Source organism: Alkalimonas collagenimarina, from assembly GCF_030717845.1.
GTDB classification, from domain to species: Bacteria; Pseudomonadota; Gammaproteobacteria; order Enterobacterales; family Alteromonadaceae; genus Alkalimonas; species Alkalimonas collagenimarina.
In genome coordinates, this window is sequence record NZ_JAUZVZ010000008.1 from 109706 (window position 1) to 133276 (window position 23571).

Consider the following 23571-nt stretch of genomic DNA (forward strand, 5'->3'; position numbering starts at 1 on the left):
ATTGTCACAAGTGATAAGTCATTACCGCACTGTATACCGGTTCAACTTTATCAAAACGATTAATGTGCACAAGGCTTCTGCGTGTTGTTAACTTTACCTCATGATGTTCTGTACAGAAGCCAGTGATTGGCTGTGGTAATTCAAATGCTGGCCCGAACTCAAATAACCAATATTTGTCGACTGCGCGAGGGTCACTATCATCAATTTTAATCCCGGTTTGCTGTATATTCAGACTGTTTCTTTGTACCAGCTTTACAGATTTTACCGGCCAAATGTACTTAGCTTCACGTTCAGTACTGCCCGCTACAACAGTCGCTATAACGCAGTAGCGCACTTCTGTTATTGCATTCTTTTCGAGATTTATGCGTTCTGTTGCCTCAAGCCTGGTGTGATAACAAACAGCGGTTCCCTGTTTAAAGCTGTCGATATAAGTCTGATCCCTACCTTGCTCCGGTGCTGCTGTTATTAACATGGTAAGATCAGGATAATGTACCTGCTGCATGCCATGGTGTGGAATACGGGCTGAGTCCTCAAGTAGATAACGATCTTTTGTGAGAGGTGCCGGGGTAGTCGGTATAGTCGCAAATTGTTTCTGCAGGAAAGTTTTAAGCCAGATACAACCCTTGTCATTATCAGCTGAGGGTAGTAACGGAAAAGCGCCTATACCTATTGAATCTATTGCTTCGGAATATGTGTTGGCGGATAGTGGTTTATTCTGGTTATTTGCCCCGGGGTACAATGCATAGGCACCGTAAACTGAGCGACTTTTGTGACTATGCTCTCCGGCTGGTTCGATGTGGATCAACGCGTCACGGTATCTGTGCATCTGATAAATAGCATCTGCAGGTACAAGGTCCTGCTCAGAGTCCTCTGACTTGTTGTCAATGCGGTACTTAGCATCAAACAACCACATTAATTTGAATTCGTCTGCAAAGGTCGCTTCCATCACTATGTCAGGTTTATGTTTATTTAACCAGGAACGCACAGGCGTTGATGTCTCGGTGAACTCTGGTTCATGCGCCAGCCTTATCGTTAATCCATCTTCCCGGGTGAAGATATAAGAGTCTGCCAGCACATCATCAAACTTAACTTCTGGTCCTGAGTGCCCGACGCGCACTGGTTTTTGTTCTACTTCCCTAAACCCCAGTTCACTGCTAAGTAAAATCCGGCGTATTTCAAGAAAGCACCAAACTTCATATAACTCATCAATGGTTTTCATTGAAACAGAGCTTTGGCTACCCATCACGTCCAGATAGCGCTTCAGTTCATGCCAGACTTTGTAAACACCGTTGTAGCCGGTTTTTTGTTGTAAAACCAGCGACTCTTTACTCATACCTTTAAAGGAGCCCACTTCTTTAAACATCGGATGGTATAGGTATTTTTCCAGTGTTTTTTGCCAGCTATTTAGCTGGGTCACAAATGAAGCTGCAAAAATTTGCGCATCCGGCTTTTTGTTAGCTTCAGCAACCAGATGAAGAAAGCGCCCCAGCTGTGAATGCGCATGCTGCAGCACCATTTTTATAAAGCGGTTTTCCGGTGTATCCAGGCTTAGGATCTTACGTCTGGTAGCATAGCTGTTGTAATAATGCTGATTGCTAAAGTCCTGCTCCAGCTTTTCCTGCAGGGCAACTGATAGTTTGCCTTTCAGGCGTTCTGCTTTCACTCTGCGATCTACCTGCACCAGCCGGCTGTGGGGGGCATTCAGCAAAATACGGATATTTTTCTCAAACTTTTCCCGCAAGCCGGTAAAACGTGCCAGCCATAACAGCGGGAAGTTGTTGTTGGATTGTCTTTTGCCGTCTGCTGTTGATTCGGTGCTGTTACTAAAGGCAAAACGCCATAACGGGTAGTCGGCATCCAGCCGATAGTAAATCGCCTGCAAATCTGAATCGAGGTCCATCTTAGTAGGTAAGATGTTAAACTTAATAACAATATTCTGCTGCTGCTTATTATTGCTGTGGTAGCTAAAAGGCAGTGAAAACCAGCCGACGTTGTTACCAAAGTTCAGGGCGCCACTAACCAACAGCTGATTACCGATTTTTTTGCTGCGAAATGCGTTTTGGATTGCTGTAAGCTTGTGAGTGATCTGTGGCGGCGGTTCAGAACCGGAGTAATGTTTAAACAACAGTTCAAACATATAACCGGTGTTTTCAAACAATAAAGCCTGAGGGCTGATTAAAGCACCAACATCAGCATTAAGTGGAGTGGTACTCTGCTCTGCGGTAAAAGTCGTCACATACAACAAGCGGTCAAATACAACTACGCCTGTAGGTGCAGGTTTGCCGCGGATGTTCATCGTTTTTTCCAGGACCCGCTGTTTACCTGCTACATCAGGCCCATAAACCGCCAGTTGCCAATCAGGTGTATCGATCTGCAGAAGTTCGCGCATCCCCGGGCTCACAGTTTAAGGCCAGAAACTGGTAAAGCTGTTCCGTTCCAGCCTGTTCTTCATCCATTCCAGTTTCACTTCACTGCGGCAGAGTACCGGATTAGCATTTTCAAGCAGCAATTCCGGCCGGGTAGTGGACCAGATGGCTGTTAATTGCTTTTCCAGTACCTGCTCCAGCTTGTCCAGCAGGTTTTCTGTTTTGACGGTATCAGATGAAACAGAAAGCTTTTCATCGTCTCCCTCGATACGCGGCAGTACCTTACACATCATAAAATCGTCCCATACTGCCTGCAGTGAAGGCTCATCAGCAGGGCTATGGCAGATTACCGCCAGTAGTAACTCATTCAATGCGCGATAAGCCAGTTCAAAAGGTGAGTCACGCAATACATCATTTACCGCCTGTAGGAAACTAATCGTTTTCATGCCGTCACTATCCGCCACACAGCCGGCCATTAATTCCGGCCTTGCTTGCGAATACCTGGAAAAGCTTAATTTTTTAGGCTCTGGCTGACCAGTCCACAGGTTGGTAAAATCATTCGGGAACAACCGGCCAAAATCAAACGTCAGCGCACGGTCTATCACCTTGCGGGAGAAGCCATGAGTGGTCTCGTCCATATTTACCGTGCCTGCCACGACCATGTTAAAGGGTACAGGAATGCCGTATTGTAAAAAGGCATCCCACAACTGTTTATCGGCTGGCGAATCAATAATATCCAAGCCAAGCTCTTTGGCGAAGGTATTCTGGTCAGTTACAACCTGCAAAGCAGATGCCGGAAGAATAGGCTCGCAGCAGTAAAGATAGTCTTGCCCTTGCGCATCGTCATCATACAGCCAGCTGCGACTTTCTATTACAGAAAGATAATCGGCAAAATACTGTTCAACCGGCGCCAGATTCATTTCATCCAGGCAAAGCCAGTAGGTGTTGATGTAATCAAGCGGCTTACCGGCCCAACCGGCTCTGCCATCCGGTAATACTATTGCTTCTGTATCACAGGCTTTCCAGGCTTTAACCATAAAGCGCAGTGCATCAGTTACGATAAATTTGGGCGCACCGCCAATTCGGGATACATAACCAAGCAAATCGGATGGCTCGTGCCAGTCTGGTCGCACCGGCACCATTTGGCAAAACTCAGCCTCGCTTCCCTGTGCCTCAGCCTGTTTACGGACAAAACGTGATTTACCAGTACCTGAAATGCCAGCAAGCAGGATAAACGGTTTTGATAAGTGTAATCCTACTGGCTTATTTCCAGGTTTATTTTGTGCAATATCTAAAAAGTCATTCACTGCGTCTATCAAGATGCTAGCATCATTGATATGGCTAAGTTGTTGTGCAATTTCAGCCACAGCACTTTGGGATTCGGCTAGAAAGTTACCCAACTTTAGAATTGGGCTAACATAAAAATCGCCTCTATCAATAGACTTAGCGCCTTTCCACCAATCGTAATTCGTCAGAAAGTTGCGTAACAGCTCAAAGTTGCGGTCATCACCGGTTACTGCTTGAACATCTACGCTAGTAAAAGGAATATTAGCAGTTCCCTTACATTCTGGAATCCAATTTTTTGGTAGCTGCAAATAACTGCCTATTTCTAGTACAGCATTTCTATATTCATGTAAAACGGGAATTAATGCTGAGAAATGTGCTGCAGAAATGAACCAAAAATTCGGTACAGATATTGTTTTACTTGAACTCGTTATAATTTCCGCTGAGAATCTGTGAAATATGACATCGGTATAACCTAAACTATATTGCCCAGAAGACAGCAGATTTTTATAAGCAATTTTAAACTCATTGCTCAATATAAAATCTTTGTGTTTGAAGCTTTGCTCAAAATTATTTTTTAATTCAGATGCTATTGCGTTTAGGTCTACTAACATTCAGCTATTCCATTAGTTTTTTAATTTGAAATGCAATACTCGTAATCACTGGCACAGTAACACTATTCCCAAATTGCTTGTATGCTTGAGTATTAGACTGCGATGGTTTGAAACTATCAGGGAACCCTTGTAATCGTGCTGCTTCACGAGTACTCAATTTTCTTGGATTTGCGCCATTCTGTGCGATGAGTATCTCACTACCGTCTTTATAATAACGCGCAGAAATAGTGTTAGTGTATGGCGAATCTTCAGTAACGAGACCAAAGCCAAATCCTTTACCATTGCGCTTGTTCTCAATTTTTCTGCGCTGATGGCCATCCCAAAGCCGATCTGAAATTGTCAGTTTGGGATCCGGATTAGCTTCAAGAATATCGCCAACTTTCACCTTATCACTGGTTGGTTTTGGGTATTCAAATGAATCTATCAAACCATCCTGCCATAGTACTATATAAATACGTTGTCTGTTCTGTGGTACCCCAAAGTCTGTTGACTTCAACACCATCTTTTTCGCTTCAGCCTGGATTTGTTTTGCAGAGCCATTGTGGATAACGTCTTTGGATATATTGCAACTGTACCCAATCCTGGTCAAGGTTTTAAGAATAACCTGCAGAGTATAACCTTTGTCGTGACTAATCAGTCCTTTAACATTTTCAAGTAATGCAAACTTTGGTTTTTTTGCTTCCAGAATTCTGGCTATATCATGAAATAAGGTTCCGCGGGTATCGTGAATCCCTAACTTTAAGCCCGCATGAGAAAATGCCTGGCATGGGAACCCTGCAACCAGAACATCATGATCTGGAATATCAGTGGCATCTATTTTGGTAATATCACCAAACGGAAACTCACCATGGTTGGCGGAATAGGTCGCCTGTGCATGTTTCTCAAACTCTGACGAAAAAACACATAAACCAGAATTATTCTGAAAACCCAGCCTCATTCCACCGATACCAGCAAAGAGATCAATAAATTTAAGTTTGGGGGATGTATCTGGCTTCAATACCAAATGACTGTAGACTAACTCCTTTAAGTTAACCTCGTGTTTTTCAGGTAAAACGTCTTTTAGTATACCTAAAATAACACTTGCATTGATTCCTTTGTTGCTTGCGAACAAATCACTACCATTTGCCAGAGCATGTAACCATTGATCGACTACTGCTTTTGAAGAACTGCCTTCCGGAATATATTTCTCTGCAAGAGGAATTAGTGCATTTTCAATTTTATTTAAATAGCTAGTCACGTGATATCTCTGATTACTTCTTGATTCAATTGAGTTTGTTGCTATTTTCAGCAGTTCGCAGGGTAGATTTACCCTTCGCGCATAGCCGGAATTGATTATAAAGACAAGGTAACAGAGTTTACAGTGATAAGTATTACTTTATGAGTTTTAGCTCCCAATTATATTCGCGGTTGCTACCTGTAGCGCGCCAGCGATACTGAATTCCAGACCTGAATCAAATTCTATTCCATTCTTACACGCCGACCATAAATACCCACCAGTCCAGTGATCGGGGTTGTCTTCAATGAAGATGGTATAGTCGCCTAGCTCTTCCTCGTAAGGGATTTGTATATCGATTGCTTCGTTGGCTGCCATCATGTTCAAGTCTCCGGTTGTGAAGAATCTTGTAGTATCCGGCATTGCTGGTTTTTGCACCACGGACGATAAGTCACAATACAGTATTTCACATTGCTCGTTGTCATCAACCCATAAACCATTTCTATTTGCTGTATTGGTGGTTTAATGTCGTGGTGCTAACTTTCTGCAATACGGGTAAGGCTGAGTGCCTTTGGTGATTTTCCTGAGAGTTCAATTACTTTTCACACTACCAGCCCGGCCCGTGCAGATTAACCAAGCAAAGCTTTATTCTCCTGCCGGCACTTAGTCAACTGGGTACTGATCGTCTGAATGGTGTTTTTCGATATGCCAAGCTCTTGGGCAATTTCGCTAAACTGGCTGATGGTATCGACGATGTGTTGTATGTGCTGTTGTGCCTTTCGCCAATCGCTATAGCCACTACTGGCTGCGAGTTTTTGCATGGCTTTAAGCGGAGGTGTTTTGCCAAAGCCAGAGAAAGCGGTAGCGTGCTCGTTGAATGGATGGGGGCTGAACGTTACATCGTAAAAAGGCGCTGGCTGCCAGCGGCCTTGATCATCTTGCAAAAAAGCCCAGTTTTTACTGTGATCATCCTGGTTGCAGGCAAATAAATTAAAGATAGCACGACGAAACTGTAGCTGACCAACGGCTGGCGACTGGCAGAGCTGGCGGCTGGCTTTGATTAAGTCGAGGTAATCCAGGCTCGGCGTTCGAAAATCGGCATCAAGCAACCCACAAGCACTGTGCAGGTGCAAACGGCCGGGCTGAAGCTGCTCATTCTCAGTATTTTTGCACCAATCAAAGCGTTTCAGGGCGAGCCAGCGACGTGGCCCGCTGGGCGTAGCGACATCAATAAGGCGCCATTCTGGCGGTTGCAAACTGGCTTTGTCTGCCATGGCCAGGTATACCGCTTCGCACATGCCTTCTTCGTGGCCGAGTGCCAGCTGGCTGGAGGTAAACTTCACCAGCCAGGCCTCGTCGCCTGCTTTGGCGAAGGTGCGGCAGTGTTCCGGTTGCCCGGCAGCGAAGTACAGTTGTGCTTTTGGTCTGGCACCACCAGAGCTGCCAGCTGCGACGAGGGCCGTCAGAACGTCATCAGTCTGGCCATCGAACAGCGCTTGCGCCTCCATGCCAAGACTCACTATATCAACTTCGGTAGAGTGCTCAGGCTGGTAAGCAGAAGCAGGTGCATAACTTAATGCGCCCATGCCATGGTTACCAACAAAAGCCAGCCTATCCATGGCAGTCAGTTGGCTGGGTAAAATTCCGTGCTGTCGGAATACCCTGTCTTGTAATAACAGGCCCCAGCCATCCGGCAAACTGTCGGCAAATACCCCGTGCAGACCAGCATGAGGCTTCACTGGCGCGGGATGAAGCTGGCCAGTCGCGGGCAAAAGAAATGGAGACAGGGAGCCGAATTGCTGTAGATAAGCCGTGTCGTATTGAAAAAAAACACCCCGGCGGTTTTGCGCCAAAATTCCGACCGGCAGGGTTTCGCCGGTGATTAGAGTGCGCTGGACAGTCAGTTTTTGTACGGGTTTAAAGGTCATCGCGCAGCACTTCCTCTATAGAGCCGGGCAGAGCCGCATGACGTGCTGGCTCTTGGGTGAGTGCGTATAAACGCTGTAAGTCATCAAGCGATTGCCACAACAACAGCAGTTGGCGCAAAGAAATCTGGCCGGTTAGCTCAAATTTCTTGATGGTTGGCGCTGGCACTGTACTGCGCTCTGCCAGCGCAGCGCGGGACAGCCCGGCTTGTTCACGCTGTGCACGCAGATGCGCAGCAAATGCCTGTTGTACATCGGTATCGTCAAGTAATGGAAGATCTGCCACTAAAACACCTTTATGGGATATAATAGTGTCTATTATAGCCTATATCAGGGCAGTATGGATATTATTGTATCTTTCACTGTTTTACATCAGAAGCCTTTTGATCAGTTCAGACAGCCGCACAATCTTCTCATTGTTCAGCTGCCGGTAATCAAAGTAGGGGCATACCAGCAACCGGTTGCTGGTATCTATCGCGAACTCCTGATTCAGCCAGTTTAGCTGTGCGGCTAAGCCCTGGTTGAGCAGGTGTTTGGCGTGGGTGCGCCCGGCAATAATATGGATAGTAGCTTCTGCCGGGTTCAGCTCTGGCGGGCTGAATAGTAAGGCGGTGTTGCTGCGTTGCTGCAGCAGGTGCTGATCGCGATACTGTTGCCAGCTGCTGGCCTGTTGGCTGAAAGCAAACTGCCTGGGATCTAAAGCAAACAACAATTTGCTGTACACGTTAAACAGCTTGCGCCAGCCGTTGCCGCAAGCTGCGTTAATGCTGTCGATTTCACCGCGGCATAAAGACTGCACTGCGGTCAAATCAGCATATTCTTGCATCGGTGGACGTTTAGCGACGTACACCCGAAAGCTCGCCTGAGGGTCACCAAGACCCATTGTGGGTATTTTCTGCATAAACGTATTTATGTTGCATCGTATGGTTTTGTTGTATTTCGGCTAATTTATCACAAAACAAGGTGATACATGCGATGGGCTGTGGTGATTGCTCAGATTGTATTTGCTGTGAATGCTGGTCATAATCGACGGTATAGCAAAAAACATGGATTGAATCATGCCTCTACAACGTCTTAACCCCAGCCAGCGCTGGTCGGATGCTACTGTTTTTAATGGTATCGCTCACTTTGTCGAAGTGCCGGAAGATACCTCTGCTGATATGGTCGGCCAGGCCAGGCAGATTTTTCAGCAAGCCGAGCAGACGCTGGCCGCCATTGGCAGTGATCACAGTCAATTACTCAGCGCGACCATCTATATCACCGACATCAGCCAGGTCGATGCCTTTAATGCGTGTTGGGATGCCTGGTTGCCGGAGGGTGCAGCACCATCACGGGCTTGCATCAAAGTAGAGCTGCTGGATCCTGCCATGCTGGTAGAAATTGCTTTTGTTGCAGTTTGCTCAGAATCAAAGGAGACATAAGAATGAACAAACTATTTATTACGTTGGTTGCAGCTGGCTGTTTGTTATCCAGTGTACAGGCTGCGCAGATCCATTTTGGAGACGAAGTGAAGCAAGAGCAGCTGGTGGCGTTATCCAGTATTCTGGCTGCACCGGAGCAGTATCTTGAGCAGGAGGTGACGGTGCAGGGCACTATTACTGCTGTATGCGAAAAAATGCACTGCTGGATGCGCTTTGCTACGAAAGACAATGAGCCGGCTTTCCGGTTAAAAGTGCGGGATGGTGATATGGTGTTTCCGCTCAGTGCTAAAGGTAAAACAGCTTACGCCACCGGGGTGTTGCAACCATGGCCAGGTAGCGAGGAAGTCCGTTATCAGCTGGTGCCTTCAGCTGTTATGATTGAGCCTTAACGGGCTCAATCTTTTTTACTGAGCAAGTAGGTCAGTAATTGCTCAAGCTCTTGCTGATAATTGCGCTGGTTCAGACTGCTATTGTTGACGCGGTTCGATGCAAGCAAAACTGAAATAATGTTAGTGACAGACAGTAAAAAGGGTGCCAGCGGCACCCTTCAAGTGATCAAATCATCTGGCTTAGAATTGACCAGTAACGCCCAGATGCCACACATTCAAGCCTGACAGGTCACGGTTGCTGCCGTAGCCAGCTGCCAATGCCCAGTTGTGGTTGAAGAAGTGCTTGGCTTTGAAGCCGTAGCTTTTGCTGCGATCATAGCTTACCGCAACAGATGTCATGCGAGTGAAGTAGTAACCCACTTCGGCTTCCCAGTTGTTTTTCATGCCTTCCAGGCGTTCAAACTCAGCACCAACAGTGATAAAGCGATCATTGCCCAGAGCTGAGAAATATTTGCTGCTGATGCTGTGATAGTCGAAGTCATCATCGGTGCTGGCAGTAAAACCGATATAGTCATTGCCCTCGAGCTGCACGTTGTAACCGGCAGAGAAGAGATAGGAGGTGCTGCCACTGCGTGGGCGCGTGGCTTCAGCGCGGACAACGAAGTCATCTGAAATTAAGTAACCCAAACCAAGCGTATTCGCATGCATACCACTGCTACGAGCATGGCCAGCAGAAACGATCAGATTGTTATCGGCGAAGTACTCACCGCCAACAGCCCACAGGTTGGTGCCATCAAAACGGGCATAACCGGCTTGAACATTCGATGTTTTGTTGATGTACTCAAACTGATCCAAAGGGCCTAGTACAGTCTTACGATCCAGAAAGTAAGTGCCTTCTAAAGCGCGCACATTGGTCGAGCTACCGCTGTAGCGGATGTGATCCCACTCCAGAGAAGAGATCAGCTGATAGTCATTAGCGATAGCAGAGGCAGAGGCTACAACTGCGACGAATGGAAGTGCGTATTTTAACATCATTGTATTATGTCCTTGTCCAGTGAATGTCACGGCGGCGGATTCTATGGTAGCAATAATGTAATGTAAAGTTTTTTGTTGTAATAAATGAGGTTTATAAGTTAACCGTTTGTTTTTTGCTCGGGTTGGTTGTTTATTGGCCGATCTGGAGCAGACTTTGTCTTAACTGGCTTGCTCTCTTGCGGATAAGAGCCGTTGTATAGTGCGAATGATCATGCGAAGGTTTGGGTTTTACTTTATGAGTACATCAGTCGGGGAGAGAGAAAGGCTCTTTATGTGCTGAACAGGCTGCCAATTCAGCCTGTTCCGAAAGGGGTTATTAACTGTCTTTTTGTAGCAAATACTCGACCAACTGCTCCAGTTCTGTCGCAAAGTTGCGGCTGTCTAAATTGCCGTTGTTGATTTTGTACTTGCCGTTTACTACAAAGGTGGGTACTCCGGTTAACACCCGTGCACGGGATAACTCATTTTGTTCGTTGCGCATCACCGTAGCCCCCATTCGTACTGAGAAACTATTGATTTGCTTGTCGTAATCATCAGCACTGATACCGACTCCCAAAGCAATAGAGCGGACATCACTATCGTTACGAATTTGATTACGTTGGCGGTGAAGGTGATTAAAAACGGCGGTAGAGAATTGGTCGGCTGTGCCATGAGCTTTGGCAACCAGATAGGCACGGGCCAGCGTATTCTGTACCTCAGGGGAGGCTCCACGGACAAAATCTACATGAACCTTTTTGAACTCTGCACCCTCTGGCAAGTTACTGCTTAACTGTTGTACCAGTGGCTCAATCGATGCACAGCCACCACAGAAGTAGGAAAAATACTCTTTTAATTCAGGCTTACTAGTGGCTTGCTCGGCAATCACGTCGTAGTGGGTACCTTGCACAAACTGTTGTGCGAAAGCCGAAGCACTAAACAGCAGACTGAGCGTAAACGCTGCAAATAGCTTTTTCATCATTATTTACTTCCTCAAAAAGATACATCATGTTGTGGGCTAGCCTAGCAAAAAAAGGCGGAATTGAACATTGCTTCAGGATTAATAACCCGGTTGCAGCGACAATGGTGGTTGTTGCAGCAGAAACAATTGTTCTTTCAGTACCAAAATTTGTTGCTCCCAGTATTTGTCTGTTGCAAACCAGGGAAAGTTCATTGCAAAGGCCGGATCTTGCCATCGTCTTGCCAGCCAGGCCATGTAGTGGATCATACGCATGGCACGCAGGGGTTCGATCAGTTTTAGTTCTGCCGGGTTAAAGTCACAGAATTGTTGGTATTCTTCCAACATAATATCCAGATATAGTAGTTGGTCACTGCGCTCACCGGATAGCATCATCCAGATATCCTGTATCGCCGGCCCCATGCGACAATCATCCAGATCGACAAAAAATGGTCCTTGCTGATCAATAAATAAATTGCCTGCATGGCAATCGCCGTGTAGTCGGAGCAGCTCAGTCGGTTGATAGTGCTGACTGGCTTGTGCAATCACCATATCGAGTATAGTAAAAAAAGGCTGCTGCAAGCTATCTGGAATAAAAGGGCAGCTACTCAGCACGATGCGGCTTTGATGCAAATGACTGTCAGCACTGAATGCCGGACGATGCGTGAAAGTGCTGGCTTTGCCAACCTGGTGTAAACGACCGAGAAAGCGGCCGAGCATAGCCAACTGCTCTTCGTTATCGGTTTCGAGTGTGCGGCCTCCCCGGCTGGGGAACAATGCGAAATAACCACCGGCATAAGGCAGTACCGATTGACCATTCAATTGGATGGGAGCAACGACTGGCACATCGGCAGCGGCTAACTCAAAGGTGAAGTCATGCTCTTCCTGTAATTGTGCAAGGCTCCAGCGTTCAGGACGGTAAAACTTGACCACCCAGCGTTGGATCCCCGGTGCGGCTTCAAGCTCGCCGCGGAATTGGTAAACCCGGTTCTCATAGCTATTGAGAGCGGTTAAACCAGAGTCGATGACCATGCCATACTGCTCAAGCGCATCCAGCACCGTATCGGGTGTCAACGAGGTGAAACAAAAAGCAGACATAGAGCTCCGGCAGTCGCTGCAAGACAAGGAATACAGCGACTATAGCACGAAGCGGCCTAGCGTCGTGAGAAGAAGCGGTTGGTTTGGCTGATCTGAATCTCCGGTTGCTCCAGCACGGTTACGGTAAAGGTTACATCGGTGATTGGCTCTGCCAGCTCCCATGGATCTGCCGCCAGGCTCACCGGTTGGCTAATGGTTTCGCCTCCGGCAATGGTCACTTCTTGCGGACCTATCCAGCGGACATCGTCGAGCCCGGTGACTTCTACACGGTAGCTGCGCTCATGTTGTGATTTATTGATAATACGAAGAATATAGGTGTTTTCTACCCAGCCCTCACTGGTGTCCCGGAACAGAGCTCCGCGATCGCGTAAAATATCGAACTCCAGCGGCTGACGTTGGTGCAGGGTATAGGCAAAAGCCAGACAAACGACGACCAGAACCGCAAAGTAGCCGACCAGTTTAGGCCGGAAAATATGGGTCTTCTTGCCCAATAGACGATTCTCTGTGGTGTAGCTGATCAGGCCCTTTGGGTAGCCCACTTTATCCATGGTGTCGTCACAAGCATCAATGCAGGCACCACAATTGATGCACTCGTATTGCAAGCCATTGCGAATATCGATACCGGTCGGGCAGACGTGCACACACAGGTTGCAATCAATGCAATCTCCTAAGCCTTTTTCTTTATAGTCTTTATCTTTCCGGCTGCGCGGCCCCCGGTTTTCGCCGCGAGTTGCATCATAACTAACGGTAAACGTATCTTTATCGAACATGGCGGATTGGAAACGGGCATAGGGGCACATATGGGTGCACATGATCTCCCGCATCCAGCCAGCATTGCCATAGGTACAAAAGGTGAAGAACAACACGGCCAGCGTGGCCCAGAAACCGGCTTGCAAGGTAAAGAAGTTAAGGACCAGTTGGTCAATAGGAGTGAAGTAACCGACGAACACCAGCGATGTGAGTAAAGCAAAAGTAACCCAACAGAGATGAGTCAAAAACTTCTTACTGAATTTAGTTACACTCCAGGCTTGCTGGTCGAGCTTCATCCGTTGATTGCGGCTGCCCTGAATTTTTTCTTCAAACCACATGAAGATAAAGGTCCAGACCGACTGTGGGCACAAATAACCACACCAGACCCGGCCATAAAAAGTCGTGACAAAAAATAGTGCATAGGCAGCAATGATAAACAGCCAGGCCAGAATGGTGAAATCCTGCGGCCATAAGGTGAGTGCAAAAATAGTGAATTTTTGTTCGGCAATATTCAGTAAAATAGCTTGCTCGCCATGGTAACGGAGCCAGGGCAGTAGCATAAACAACCCCATAAAGAAGAACCCCATGTAGCGGCGGAGCACCTGGTGCAATCCCTTAACGGCCCGAACATAAATACGATCCCGTGAAGGGTAGCGATTGGGCTGCTTGAGATCAGGTTTATGAAGCTGCACATCGACCGGAATGTTTTTCACATCAATTTTATCTGTCACGGTAACCTCAAACCTGGGGTGCATCGAGAGCACAGTATATCATTTCTTTGGACTTTGTAGAGGAACAAACCCCTTTTCACTATGACTGACAAGACACGCACGTGCCGGATCAGTTATCATGGCTGCAATGGGTATCAGACAAAGAGCCAAACGATGAAAAAACTGCTGTTGTTGTTGCTGGTGATTTTATTGCTGGCCACTTTTTCCGATCACCCCCGAGTTAGCCCTTACAAAGATCAGCTGTACAGCTGGCTGGTCGGCTTGGCTGGTTCCGCCGGGCGGGCTGGCGAAACTCAGGCATTAAAGAATGTTGACAACCTGTTCCAACAACTGGGGCAACAGTTGGGTGAAGGCCAGCGTGCTCAGCTTAAAAATGCTGCGTCATCAAAAGACGAGCTGTTGAAGTTTCGTCAGCGGTATTGCATCGATCGCGATTTTAACCCTTTACTGTTTGGTGAGCCATTAAGTAAGGCTTGTAGCATCATTGAAAGTCAGTATGACATGTTGATGCGCAATTAGGTTTGAGATACATCAAATAAACCGGAGAGACGGAGACCATTATGCGTATTTGTGGCGTAGAGATAAAAAGCAATGAAGCTATCATTTGTTTGATGGTGTTGGATCAAGGTTTGTTTGAGCTGCCTGATTGTCGTCAGCAACGCTTTGCTTTATTACAAGATAAAGACGCAGAGTCGGTGCGGAAATTCCAATTTACCATGAAGAAATTTCTACAGGATTATCAGGTTGAAAAGGTGGTGATCCGGGAGCGACCGCAAAAAGGAAAGTTTGCTGGTGGCGCTATTGGTTTTAAGATTGAAGCCGCCTTGCAGCTGATTGAAGGTATTGACGTACAATTGATGTCAGGTACTCAGATCAAGGAGCAGTTAAGCCGTCATCCATTGCTGATTGACTTCAAAGCAACGGGCTTAAAGGGGTTTCAGCAGGGGGCATTTGACATTGCTTATGCTCGATTAAGCCAGCAGCTATAGTCTTACTGTGTTATGAATCATGCATCGAGTTCGCTTTTAGCTGCCTGATCTGGTTTTGCCCGGTGGCGGCTGAACCGGTTCCACCACGACATCGGGTCGAGAGCCGGTTTGCTCCATGGCTTGCAACACCAAATGACGAACAATCTTGGACTTAGCCTCGCCAGTCAGCTCACTCAGTTGGTTCAGTGCTTCTATTGCTTCAGGGCTTAAAGTGAAGGTAGCATGGCGCATCGGCAGGCGAGGGCCTTGTTCTTCATCCGGCAATTGTTGACGCAAACTAACGACCTTAGGCAAGCCCATGGCATAATTGTTTGCATCTTCAATAAAGTCATCTACGCTGACTTTGGGTTTTTCAGACGGCGTAGACTTTTTTCTCAGATCCCTCAGACCCATCTTCTTGTATCGCCTTCATCGATAAGAGTTCGGTAATCATATCGCGAATTTCTACTGCAGCCTTACCTTGCGGATCGATATCCATCACTGATAAGCCTTTTTCTTCGCTATCATCGTAAATATTGCGACTGTGCGTAATGGCCTCGAGCACCCGTAAATTAAACGATTTACAGACCTCTTTCGCATCCAGAATGCGGTTGGCTTGATTGGGCAGTGATGGACATTGAGTCATCACGCAACCAACAATCATATCCGGATTGACTACATTACAGGCACTCACCAAATCTTCCAGATGCTCCAGAGTTTTTAAGTCACGTCGTTTGGGACGTAACGGAAGCAGCACGTGGCTGGCGACAACCATCGCCGAACGTAAGGCTACACTATCCTGACCACCGCAGTCCACCACCACCACATCGTAATGCATTTCTAAGCTTTTTAATTCATAACGAATTTTGCCATACATCTGTACACAGTTGATCCAGGGCAACTCAGAGTCAAGATGACGCTCTTGCACCCAGTCGGATGTTGTACGTTGTGGATCGCAGTCAACCAACATCACATTGGCCTGCTTTTCACGGGTAAAATACACTGCGATATTCTGTGCTAAGCAGCTTTTACCGCTACCGCCTTTCTCACCACCGACCAACAGAATCATCAGCCTATCCTCTTTCAGCAAATACCATAATATTGTTCCAAAGGAACAGATTTTTCAGTATAGCTTGAACTAGCCGTTTTGCGAGAAACTGCTAACAAAATTACCGATTTGCTGGAATGCTTTGGTTGGCTTCAGGCACCACGCTTTCTAGCCATGCTGATGAGATTGGCTAATGTGTACCCAATGTAACTAAATGAGTAAAAAATACCCTTTAAATGTTTGCTGCACGCAAAAAAGTGAGTATCCTGTTTAGCTCTGTGTTTTATGAGGTGATTTAATACCATGGCTAACTATAGTGAAGTGAAAGCAGTCTGTGAGCGTTTACAGCGCGAAGGAAAAGCAATCAACCTTGACGTACTCGCCAAACATCTTGATGGCAGCCGCTCCAGTATGGTGGTGCACTTCGACCATTGGTGTTCAGAGCAGGATGCACTGCCAAAATCAGCCGATACGCTGGCAAGAGCGCAGCAAGCAACTCAAGCAACTACAGAGCAAACCAGTAGTGATACGTTAAGCAATGCGAAAGCGCACCTGAATCAACTCACTGAAAAAATGCCCGGCTCACTCAGCCGGGTGTTTAATTTTAGTAAACAAATCATCAAGGGTGATAAGCCTCCACTGGTAGAAAACACAGCTACCGTTGAAGTGACAGCCGCATCGGAGGCCGATGCGGCAGCTGTTGCAATACAAAAAAATGAGGTTGAGCCTCAGCCTGCAGCCGTAACACCAGAAAAAGTCCAGCCTAAAACCACAGAACAAACCAAGGTAGATGTTATGGCCGCACAACATGAAAAGCAAAGCGACGCTCCGGCTCAGGCATCCAAGCCACTCGCTACCGACGCGAAAGCTCACTTGCCACCATCAGAAAGTAGCTCTGAACTCGTACTGGAGTTAGAGCAACAAATTGAGATCTTGCAACAAGAGCAAGAAGAGCTGCTATTTGAACTCAATCTGCAGCGCGACAAGGCCAGAGAACTGACAGAAGAAAGTACCGATTTGCACCAGCAATTCACCGATGCACAACAAACCGCGATTCAGCGCCAGAAAGCATTGAATGAAGTGCAGGAGAAAATTGTTGCTCAGCAGAATGAACTGAACCGGTTAAACGATCTGGTCGCTGAGCTAGAGCAGCAACGGCATGAAGCTCAGCAAGCAAAGCGGCAGGGTGATGAACAATACGAGCTATTGGCTCAAAAGGTAGATGCCCTGCAGTTAGCCAATGCTGAGTTACAAACGGGCGCTGATGCCAAGCAATCCAAAAGTTTACAGTTAACAGAGCAAAAACTAGAGCAGGCACAACAGGAGCTGGTGCAACTGAATGCTCAGATCCCTGAACTGGAACAACAGTTGCAAAAAGCAGAGCAGGCTCGTACGTCGTTCCAGGAGAAATACGATGCTCAACTGCGTGAGCAGAAAACACTGGAAGATAAACTAAAAGCGCGGCAAGAGCGTTACTCAGAGCAGGAAGCGGTCTTGTCCAAGCTCGAAAAAGAGCGGGATGAAGCGAAAAAAGAAGTCAGCGAACTGCAGAATACCATTGCAGAGCTGCAGCAGTCGATGCAGGATCAGGTCGAGCAAATTAAGCAACTGAGCTCACAATTACCAGAAATGCGTTCGCAGCAGGAATTTGCTGAGCAAGAGCAAGAGCTAAAGCGCCTTCGCTCGCGGTTACCCGTGATGGAAAGCAAAATTGCTCACTTGCAGAACACCAATACCATGCTGAAAGAGCAAAGTGAAGTGACCTCCAGCCATCAGGCCCGACAACGAGAGACCATCAAGTTACAGCGCGATGAGAACAAACAGCTGCGTGAAGCACAGCACCAGTTTGAGCAGGAACGAGAGCAGCTGCAGCAACGTTGTAGTAAGTTGGAAGAGCAGTTAAGTTTTGTTAAGAGCAACACGACGTCTACCGTTGAACGCTTAACGATGTCAAACCAGCAGGCACAGCAAAAAATAAAATCCTTAGAGCAACAACTGAAAACCATGAGTGAGTCTAATTAAATCAGTAGGAAGTGCGGGCCAAGGCCCGCTTCATTGATTAGCCGCGTGACCGTCGAAAACCAAAACAGATCAATAGGGCTAGTAGTGACCAGCCAATAGAGCCGGAGCTTGGAGTATCACCCCATGGAATTTCAGGCTCAGCTTCATTGGCAACAGGGTTCAGCCCAGAGGCTGTATCTGTGCGGGCGTCAACCACCACCACGCTTTCGATAAATACCCAATTATCTTCAGTAATTTCTACGCCTGCAGCTGCATCTGCTGAGGTATAGTTACGTAACGGGACATCGCTAAGTACACCATTATCCAGATTGTAGCGTGGTAATGCTGCAATGGCATCGATCACCTCCAGACCTTGTGCGGACACCTGCCCAAAGACGGTAAAGCCGCCATTTTGTGCATCAAGATTGGCACTGTTGTTATCCAGATTAAAAAACCATTGATTGGTTGCACTGTTCGGGTTGTATTCAAGTTTGGCCATGGCGATGGTGCCGCGACGGTTGGATAGCTCTGGTTCGTTCGTGATAGCTGCATTTGCTGCAATGGCACTCAGAGGAAGCTCATTATCAGGGCGCTCATCATCATAGACAAAACCACCACCTTGTATGATAAAGCCAGGAATTGAGCGATGGATCACATTGTGGTGATAGCTTTCTTGCTGGACGTACTCCAGAAAATTCTCAACCGTTTCCGGTGTAATTTCATCAAACAGGTTGACTTCAAAATCGCCGAGCGAGGTTTTAAACTCAACTATGGTTGCCTGTAGCGAGGCACTCAGGCTGGTCAGAACAAAGCATAGTATGGCCAAAGCGGACTGATATGGTTTCATTATGTATCCTTTAAGAACATTTTAAGCTCAGAGCATAATACAGGCCAAAGGGGGGATTCCAGCAACGTAACAATTCATCACCAATGATAACGTAAAGCAGAGTTGTGTTGCTGATTGGAGTGTTTGCACTCTCTGGTCAGGTAATCATCGTCAGGTACCAGGCTCAGCCGGGTGACTGTCGTCAGTACCATTTTCTTGCTCCAACCAGCGGTACAAGGTGCGTCGGGTGACGCCAAGCAACTGAGCCGCTTTTTGTTTATTGCCCGCGGTATGCTGCAGTACTTGCCGGACATAATTCTGCTGCAATTGATGCAAGGTTGGCCAACGAGTATTGGCGGCAGGGTTGATATCGGTCGTTTCCGGTTGAAAGCTGCGGATACGGGCAGGAAAATCGACTGGCTCAATATCACTGCCGCTAGCGAAGGTATACGCTCGTTCCAATGCATTTTGCAGTTCGCGCACATTGCCCGGGAATGGATAGCGATAGAGACAATCCAGTGCATCCTGGCTTAACCCATTCACTGGTCGTGCATGCTTTTGCTGCAGTTGCTGCAGATAAAACACAGCCAGCAGCTCCAAATCATCGGCTCGCTCCCGTAATGGTGGTATCTGTATGCTGAAGGTTTCCAGCCGATAAAATAAATCAGCACGGAACTGTCCACTCTCGACCTTTTGCTCCAGATCCTGGTGGGTTGCTGCCAAAATTCGGACATTGATGCTGATTTCCTGATCGCTGCCGACCGGACGAATGGTCCCTTCTTGTAAGATGCGCAACAATTTGGCTTGCAGCAGCAATGGCATTTCAGCAATTTCATCCAGCAGCAAGGTGCCACCATCGGCTTCTTTAAACAAACCAGCGCGCTGATTTCTGGCTCCGGTAAAGGCCCCTGCGGTATGGCCAAAGAACTCACTTTCCATTAATTCAGCTGGAATACCTGCACAATTTACGGCAATAAAAGGCTGATCATTACGGTTGCTTTGTTCATGAATGGCTCGAGCAACCAGTTCTTTACCGGTACCACTTTCTCCCAAAATAAGCACTGCCCCCTGAGCTGGGGCCACCTGACTGATCTGTTGATAGAGTCGACGCATGGCTCGACTCTTACCGACTAAACCAGCGGGGCCATCTTGCTGCCATTGCCGCAATTGTTGCACTTCGTGCTGCAGAGCTTTGTGGGATAAAAGTCGCTGAACGGATAAGGCAAGATGCTCCAAATCCAGTGGCTTGGTTAAGAAATCATCGGCTCCTTGCTTTAAGGCATTGACGGCTTGGCGCACAGTACCAAAGGCGGTGATTAACAGTAATGCAGGGGGCTCTGGCTGCTGTTTTAACCGTTGCAGTAATTGCAGACCATCCATGCCGGGCAAGCGAATATCACTAATCACCAATGCAAAGCTATGCTCTGTCCCTAATGCCAAAAAGTCTTCCGCACTGCCGCACGCAGTGACTTGATAGCCCTGGCTGGTTAACTCTTCTTGCAAGAGCTCCATCAAAGCCGGATCGTCTTCAACCACAGCTAACTGATGCGGGGATAGAATGGACATTAATGCGTCTCCATAAGGTTTATCGGCAAGGTTAGGGTGACTTCGCAGCCGCCTTCATTGCGATTGTGCAGCGTGATGGAGCCATGATGCTCTTGCATGATTTGCTGCACGATGGCAAGGCCGAGTCCAGTTCCTTTGCCTTGTGGCTTAGTGGACACAAAAGGACTCATCATTTGCGCGGTGGTTAAATTATTGGCAAGGCCCTCACCATCATCTTGCACCCGAATGTGCAGTCGGTTTTGCTGCACCTCTGCGACAATAACAACGCGCTGGGTCGCGGCTTGAATCGCATTTCGCAGTACATTGACCAGTGCCAGCTCGAGCCGGGGTACATCGACTTGTATGTTGATCGCTGGGCAAGGGGGCAAGATCTCAGGCATGGCTTCATCCTGTTGCAGCTCATAGCTGATGCCTTGAATGGCTTGTTGCAGCAGTTGCGGCAATGCGATCTGTTGCCAGCTGGCTACCGGTGTGTGGGCAAAAGCCTGTAGTTGCTTCACCATATGATTCAAGCGCAACACCTGGCCCCGAATCGCCTGCAGTTGGCGCTGACCATCTTCATCGGGTTGCTGTCGTAACAGACGCTGTGCTCTGCCATCAATCACACTTAACGGAGCGCCCAACTCATGGGCCACGCCACTGACCACCTGACCAATAGCCGCCATGGTTTCTTTTTCTTTCAGCTGTTGCTCAATGTGCCGTTGCTGCTTTTGTTGTTGCAGTAGCTGCTGCTCTGCTCGTTTGATTTCATCCAGCATCTGGTTCAAGCCTCTGGCCACCTCTTGTAGCTCGACAGGCCCCTGTACTTTGGCCCGGTAGTTAGAGTCACCACTGGCCACCTGCCGCATGCTACTGACCAATTCGTTGATGGGCTCACCAATCACGCGTTTATGACCGCGCCACATAATGAGTAAACTAAGTAAAGCCAGGGCAAGCCAGCTTAACCAGGCCAGCGTGGATAGTCTGTCCAACGATTGCTCGAAATCGCTGCCTTTGCGGCTAATTTGCAACAGGCCATGGATCTGGCCACTGCGATCAATAATGGGGAGAAAATGCGAGAATAACGATTGTCCGGATACGGAGCGATAGCCATCCTGCTGTTGACCCGTACGCACCACCTCAGAAGCCAGTTGACTGTCACTCAGATCGCGTTCTATCACCCCGGTGGCAGCTACCAGCGCGCCATCGGTATCGTAAATCGATGCACCATACACCCGCCCTATGGTGAATACGGACTCCAGATGAGCATGAATAGTCGCTGTATCCTGTTTCAGTAATGCATCACTGATAGGAACCCGAATGGCGCGGCCAATCAATTCAAGATCACTGCGAAGGTTGCTGATCACCAGTTCGTTGGTAAAGGTGAGCCCAAAGCGAATGGCTAAACCCGTCAGCAGTAACATGGGCAACACCACATAAAATAATAAGCTTCGCTGTAAGCTGGCTTGATGCCAACGCCGAATGTTGGATAATTTTGTCACAGCACCTCCATAAGTGTGACACTAGTATACACAATGTCTGTGTTGCCAGAAAGGCCCCTCTCTCTACGAATTAAATAAAACCTTTTATTATCAGTCTATTATTGTTTTATTTCATTGTTGGCATGGTCTTGGCATTAAGTACTGCGAACTCAAACGAAAGGAGTAGCAACTATGAAAAAGACAGCAATCGCATTATGTATGGCCGCTTTCTCTGTATCTGCCACTGTCGGTATTGCGCAAGCAAACCCGGCTGCGATGCAACCGCAGCAACAGCAAAGTGTTGAAGTCGATGAAGCGACCTTGTTGCAATTTAGCATGGCGATGGATGCCATTGGTGAAGTCGGTGCTAAGTATGAAGCCCAATTTCAAGAAGCTGAAAGTGCTGAGGAAGCGCAACAAATTCAGCAGCAAGCTCAAAATGAAATGGTAGAAGCGGTCGAAGCGGCTGGTTTAACCGCAGAGACATACAATGCCATTGCGCAACAAGCGCAACAAGACGAAGAGCTACGTGAACGTATTCTTGCGATGACGCGTGGTGATGCTGAGTAACCATTAGGTTTTACCCAGCCTTTTGTCTCCACTGAAAGGCTGGCTCCTCCAACAAAAACGAGTTAGGCTGGGTTTTTTACCTGGCCTAACTTTTTTTATGCTCACTAATGCCGCTAAACCCTTCGTTAAACTGGTCGATCGCTACCTGCCTGATCCATTTGTTATTGTATTGCTGCTCACTTTGCTGGTCTTTGTCGCTGCCATGGTGTTTCAACAACAGGCTCCGTTGACGGTCATTGGTTACTGGGGCGATGGCTTTTGGAGCCTGCTAACTTTTGCTATGCAAATGATGCTGGTGCTGGTCACTGGCTTTATGCTGGCGACTACGCCCCTGATACAAGCAGGTCTGGATCGATTGGCCTGCCGGGTCCGCACCTCAGGGCAGGCGATTGTGCTGGTGACTGCGGTGGCTTTAATAGCCAGTTGGTTGAATTGGGGCTTTGGTCTGGTGGTCGGAGCGTTTTTTGCCAAAGCGCTGGCGCGTCAAGTGCAGGTCGATTATCGATTATTGGTGGCCAGTGCGTATTCTGGTTTTGTGATTTGGCACGGCGGCCTGGCTGGCTCGGTGCCGCTGACCATTGCTACTAAAGGGCACTTTTCTGAATCGCTGATTGGCGTGATCCCGACTAGTCAGACTATTTTTTCTGGCTTTAATCTAACGTTAACCTTGTTGCTGCTGGTCGTGATCCCTTTGGTGAATCGCTTGATGCAACCCAAAGATGAAGATACTTTCCTGATAGATCCTGCTCGGCTGCAAGACCCTGTTATTGAATCGTCAGTCAGTGAGCGACCAGCAGATAAGCTGGAGCAAAGTCGTTGGTTAGGCTGGTTATTTGGTGGTTTGGGTTTGCTGTACTTGCTGAATTATTTTTATCTTCAGGGTGGTTTGAACCTAAACAGCGTCAACTTCCTGTTTTTGTTTGCCGCCATTCTGCTGCATCAGAGCCCCCGGCAATTACTCAATAGTTTACAGCAGGCTATTTCGGGTAGTGCTGGTATCTTGCTGCAGTTTCCATTTTACGCCGGCATGATGGCAGTGATGGTGCAATCGGGCATGGCGCAAAGCCTGTCACAATTCTTTGTTGGCCTTGCCAGTAGCGAAACACTGCCGTTCTGGAGCTTTATCAGTGCCGGCATCGTCAATATATTTGTGCCCTCTGGTGGCGGTCAGTGGGCGGTACAGGCGCCGATCATGCTTCCTGCAGCGCTGGAACTGGGTGCAGATATTGAGCGAGTGGCTATGGCCATCGCATGGGGAGATGCCTGGACCAACTTAATTCAGCCTTTTTGGGCTTTGCCCGTGCTGGCGATCGCTGGTTTGAAAGCAAAAGATATTATGGGGTTTTGTCTGGTACAGCTGGTGATCACCGGGCTGATCATCAGCCTGGTGCTAAGCTTTGTATAAGTAGCTCTCATTTTTGGCTGGTGTCAG

At 47.7% G+C, this 23571-nt stretch carries 23 protein-coding genes; 7 read left to right on the forward strand and 16 right to left on the reverse strand.

Annotation, left to right across the window (positions count from 1 at the left end):
• Positions 1-4 precede the first annotated feature (4 nt).
• The 7 genes from Q3O60_RS07425 to Q3O60_RS07455 form a co-directional block, all read right to left on the reverse strand.
• The gene (locus Q3O60_RS07425) at positions 5-2137 is read right to left on the reverse strand and encodes a DUF2357 domain-containing protein (RefSeq protein WP_305893272.1); all 2133 of its coding nucleotides are present in this window, start codon (positions 2135-2137) and stop codon (positions 5-7) included.
• Positions 2138-2404: 267 nt separating this feature from the next.
• Entirely contained in the window at positions 2405-4264 is a 1860-nt protein-coding gene (locus Q3O60_RS07430) for an McrB family protein (RefSeq protein ID WP_305893273.1), read from the reverse strand.
• A gap of 4 nt (positions 4265-4268) precedes the next feature.
• On the reverse strand, positions 4269-5501 hold the full coding sequence (locus tag Q3O60_RS07435) for a DNA cytosine methyltransferase (protein ID WP_305893274.1): 1233 nt from the start codon (positions 5499-5501) through the stop codon (positions 4269-4271).
• Between the two features lie 147 nt (positions 5502-5648).
• A complete protein-coding gene (locus Q3O60_RS07440; protein WP_305893275.1) occupies positions 5649-5858 on the reverse strand; it encodes a hypothetical protein in 210 nt (69 codons plus the stop codon).
• A gap of 248 nt (positions 5859-6106) precedes the next feature.
• A complete protein-coding gene (locus tag Q3O60_RS07445) occupies positions 6107-7405 on the reverse strand; it encodes a type II toxin-antitoxin system HipA family toxin (protein WP_305893276.1) in 1299 nt (432 codons plus the stop codon).
• Entirely contained in the window at positions 7395-7688 is a 294-nt protein-coding gene (locus tag Q3O60_RS07450) for a helix-turn-helix domain-containing protein (RefSeq protein WP_305893277.1), read from the reverse strand. Before Q3O60_RS07450 ends, Q3O60_RS07445 begins: the two co-directional genes overlap by 11 nt.
• 81 nt (positions 7689-7769) lie before the next feature.
• Positions 7770-8303, reverse strand: a complete 534-nt coding sequence (locus Q3O60_RS07455) for a DUF6942 family protein (RefSeq protein WP_305893278.1) — start codon at positions 8301-8303, stop codon at positions 7770-7772.
• Between the two features lie 157 nt (positions 8304-8460).
• On the opposite strand from Q3O60_RS07455, the gene Q3O60_RS07460 reads away from it, so the two are divergent.
• Both Q3O60_RS07460 and Q3O60_RS07465 read left to right on the forward strand, forming a co-directional pair.
• On the forward strand, positions 8461-8823 hold the full coding sequence (locus Q3O60_RS07460) for a RidA family protein (RefSeq protein ID WP_305893279.1): 363 nt from the start codon (positions 8461-8463) through the stop codon (positions 8821-8823).
• 2 nt (positions 8824-8825) lie between these two features.
• The gene (locus Q3O60_RS07465) at positions 8826-9212 is read left to right on the forward strand and encodes a DUF4920 domain-containing protein (RefSeq protein WP_305893280.1); all 387 of its coding nucleotides are present in this window, start codon (positions 8826-8828) and stop codon (positions 9210-9212) included.
• Between the two features lie 180 nt (positions 9213-9392).
• Here the strand turns inward: Q3O60_RS07465 and Q3O60_RS07470 are convergent, their stop codons facing one another.
• From Q3O60_RS07470 to ccoG, 4 genes are all read right to left on the reverse strand, one after another.
• On the reverse strand, positions 9393-10187 hold the full coding sequence (locus tag Q3O60_RS07470; RefSeq protein ID WP_305893281.1) for a putative porin: 795 nt from the start codon (positions 10185-10187) through the stop codon (positions 9393-9395).
• Positions 10188-10503: 316 nt separating this feature from the next.
• The gene (locus tag Q3O60_RS07475) at positions 10504-11145 is read right to left on the reverse strand and encodes a thiol:disulfide interchange protein DsbA/DsbL (RefSeq protein WP_305893282.1); all 642 of its coding nucleotides are present in this window, start codon (positions 11143-11145) and stop codon (positions 10504-10506) included.
• A 78-nt stretch (positions 11146-11223) separates the two neighbouring features.
• Positions 11224-12219 carry a serine/threonine protein kinase gene (locus Q3O60_RS07480; protein ID WP_305893283.1) on the reverse strand — a complete coding sequence of 332 codons (996 nt, stop codon included), beginning with the start codon at positions 12217-12219 and terminating at the stop codon, positions 11224-11226.
• Positions 12220-12275: 56 nt separating this feature from the next.
• Entirely contained in the window at positions 12276-13700 is a 1425-nt protein-coding gene (gene ccoG / locus Q3O60_RS07485; RefSeq protein WP_305893284.1) for a cytochrome c oxidase accessory protein CcoG, read from the reverse strand.
• A gap of 153 nt (positions 13701-13853) precedes the next feature.
• Between ccoG and Q3O60_RS07490 the strand changes: the two genes are divergently transcribed.
• Complete coding sequence (locus tag Q3O60_RS07490) at positions 13854-14219, forward strand: hypothetical protein (RefSeq protein WP_305893285.1); 366 nt, start codon at positions 13854-13856, stop codon at positions 14217-14219.
• A gap of 41 nt (positions 14220-14260) precedes the next feature.
• Positions 14261-14689, forward strand: coding sequence for a DUF3010 family protein (locus Q3O60_RS07495; RefSeq protein ID WP_305893286.1), 429 nt, complete (start codon positions 14261-14263; stop codon positions 14687-14689).
• 36 nt (positions 14690-14725) lie between these two features.
• Here Q3O60_RS07495 and Q3O60_RS07500 read toward each other — a convergent pair whose 3' ends face one another.
• Both Q3O60_RS07500 and Q3O60_RS07505 read right to left on the reverse strand, forming a co-directional pair.
• A complete protein-coding gene (locus tag Q3O60_RS07500; RefSeq protein ID WP_305893287.1) occupies positions 14726-15082 on the reverse strand; it encodes a replication protein RepA in 357 nt (118 codons plus the stop codon).
• Positions 15042-15737, reverse strand: a complete 696-nt coding sequence (locus tag Q3O60_RS07505; protein WP_305893288.1) for a nucleotide-binding protein — start codon at positions 15735-15737, stop codon at positions 15042-15044. Before Q3O60_RS07505 ends, Q3O60_RS07500 begins: the two co-directional genes overlap by 41 nt.
• Positions 15738-16019: 282 nt before the next feature.
• Between Q3O60_RS07505 and Q3O60_RS07510 the strand changes: the two genes are divergently transcribed.
• Positions 16020-17738 carry a coiled-coil domain-containing protein gene (locus Q3O60_RS07510; protein ID WP_305893289.1) on the forward strand — a complete coding sequence of 573 codons (1719 nt, stop codon included), beginning with the start codon at positions 16020-16022 and terminating at the stop codon, positions 17736-17738.
• 37 nt (positions 17739-17775) lie between these two features.
• Here the strand turns inward: Q3O60_RS07510 and Q3O60_RS07515 are convergent, their stop codons facing one another.
• The 3 genes from Q3O60_RS07515 to Q3O60_RS07525 all read right to left on the reverse strand — a co-directional run bounded on the left by Q3O60_RS07515 (position 17776) and on the right by Q3O60_RS07525 (position 21590).
• Positions 17776-18564, reverse strand: a complete 789-nt coding sequence (locus Q3O60_RS07515; RefSeq protein WP_305893290.1) for a peptidylprolyl isomerase — start codon at positions 18562-18564, stop codon at positions 17776-17778.
• A gap of 150 nt (positions 18565-18714) precedes the next feature.
• Positions 18715-20109 (reverse strand): sigma-54-dependent transcriptional regulator, encoded by a 1395-nt coding sequence (locus tag Q3O60_RS07520; RefSeq protein WP_305893291.1) that lies wholly within the window; start codon positions 20107-20109, stop codon positions 18715-18717.
• The gene (locus tag Q3O60_RS07525) at positions 20109-21590 is read right to left on the reverse strand and encodes a sensor histidine kinase (protein WP_305893292.1); all 1482 of its coding nucleotides are present in this window, start codon (positions 21588-21590) and stop codon (positions 20109-20111) included. The genes Q3O60_RS07520 and Q3O60_RS07525 overlap by 1 nt, the downstream gene beginning before the upstream one ends.
• Positions 21591-21761: 171 nt before the next feature.
• Here Q3O60_RS07525 and Q3O60_RS07530 point away from each other — a divergent pair, with 171 nt between their 5' ends.
• Entirely contained in the window at positions 21762-22139 is a 378-nt protein-coding gene (locus Q3O60_RS07530) for a DUF4168 domain-containing protein (RefSeq protein WP_305893293.1), read from the forward strand.
• A gap of 97 nt (positions 22140-22236) precedes the next feature.
• A complete protein-coding gene (locus tag Q3O60_RS07535) occupies positions 22237-23544 on the forward strand; it encodes a short-chain fatty acid transporter (RefSeq protein ID WP_305893294.1) in 1308 nt (435 codons plus the stop codon).
• The last annotated feature ends 27 nt before the right edge of the window (positions 23545-23571 follow it).

Excerpts from the sequence above, each read along its gene's own strand:
- Q3O60_RS07425 (WP_305893272.1), bottom strand. The coding sequence starts at position 2,137 with ATGTTTGAACTGTTGTTTAAACATTACTCCGGTTCTGAACCGCCGCCA.
- Q3O60_RS07430 (WP_305893273.1), bottom strand. The coding sequence starts at position 4,264 with ATGTTAGTAGACCTAAACGCAATAGCATCTGAATTAAAAAATAATTTT.
- Q3O60_RS07440 (WP_305893275.1), bottom strand. The coding sequence starts at position 5,858 with ATGATGGCAGCCAACGAAGCAATCGATATACAAATCCCTTACGAGGAA.
- Q3O60_RS07445 (WP_305893276.1), bottom strand. The coding sequence starts at position 7,405 with ATGACCTTTAAACCCGTACAAAAACTGACTGTCCAGCGCACTCTAATC.
- Q3O60_RS07455 (WP_305893278.1), bottom strand. The coding sequence starts at position 8,303 with ATGCAGAAAATACCCACAATGGGTCTTGGTGACCCTCAGGCGAGCTTT.
- Q3O60_RS07460 (WP_305893279.1), top strand. The coding sequence starts at position 8,461 with ATGCCTCTACAACGTCTTAACCCCAGCCAGCGCTGGTCGGATGCTACT.
- Q3O60_RS07465 (WP_305893280.1), top strand. The coding sequence starts at position 8,826 with ATGAACAAACTATTTATTACGTTGGTTGCAGCTGGCTGTTTGTTATCC.
- Q3O60_RS07470 (WP_305893281.1), bottom strand. The coding sequence starts at position 10,187 with ATGATGTTAAAATACGCACTTCCATTCGTCGCAGTTGTAGCCTCTGCC.
- Q3O60_RS07475 (WP_305893282.1), bottom strand. The coding sequence starts at position 11,145 with ATGATGAAAAAGCTATTTGCAGCGTTTACGCTCAGTCTGCTGTTTAGT.
- Q3O60_RS07480 (WP_305893283.1), bottom strand. The coding sequence starts at position 12,219 with ATGTCTGCTTTTTGTTTCACCTCGTTGACACCCGATACGGTGCTGGAT.
- Q3O60_RS07490 (WP_305893285.1), top strand. The coding sequence starts at position 13,854 with ATGAAAAAACTGCTGTTGTTGTTGCTGGTGATTTTATTGCTGGCCACT.
- Q3O60_RS07495 (WP_305893286.1), top strand. The coding sequence starts at position 14,261 with ATGCGTATTTGTGGCGTAGAGATAAAAAGCAATGAAGCTATCATTTGT.
- Q3O60_RS07500 (WP_305893287.1), bottom strand. The coding sequence starts at position 15,082 with ATGGGTCTGAGGGATCTGAGAAAAAAGTCTACGCCGTCTGAAAAACCC.
- Q3O60_RS07505 (WP_305893288.1), bottom strand. The coding sequence starts at position 15,737 with ATGATTCTGTTGGTCGGTGGTGAGAAAGGCGGTAGCGGTAAAAGCTGC.
- Q3O60_RS07510 (WP_305893289.1), top strand. The coding sequence starts at position 16,020 with ATGGCTAACTATAGTGAAGTGAAAGCAGTCTGTGAGCGTTTACAGCGC.
- Q3O60_RS07515 (WP_305893290.1), bottom strand. The coding sequence starts at position 18,564 with ATGAAACCATATCAGTCCGCTTTGGCCATACTATGCTTTGTTCTGACC.
- Q3O60_RS07520 (WP_305893291.1), bottom strand. The coding sequence starts at position 20,109 with ATGTCCATTCTATCCCCGCATCAGTTAGCTGTGGTTGAAGACGATCCG.
- Q3O60_RS07530 (WP_305893293.1), top strand. The coding sequence starts at position 21,762 with ATGAAAAAGACAGCAATCGCATTATGTATGGCCGCTTTCTCTGTATCT.
- Q3O60_RS07535 (WP_305893294.1), top strand. The coding sequence starts at position 22,237 with ATGCTCACTAATGCCGCTAAACCCTTCGTTAAACTGGTCGATCGCTAC.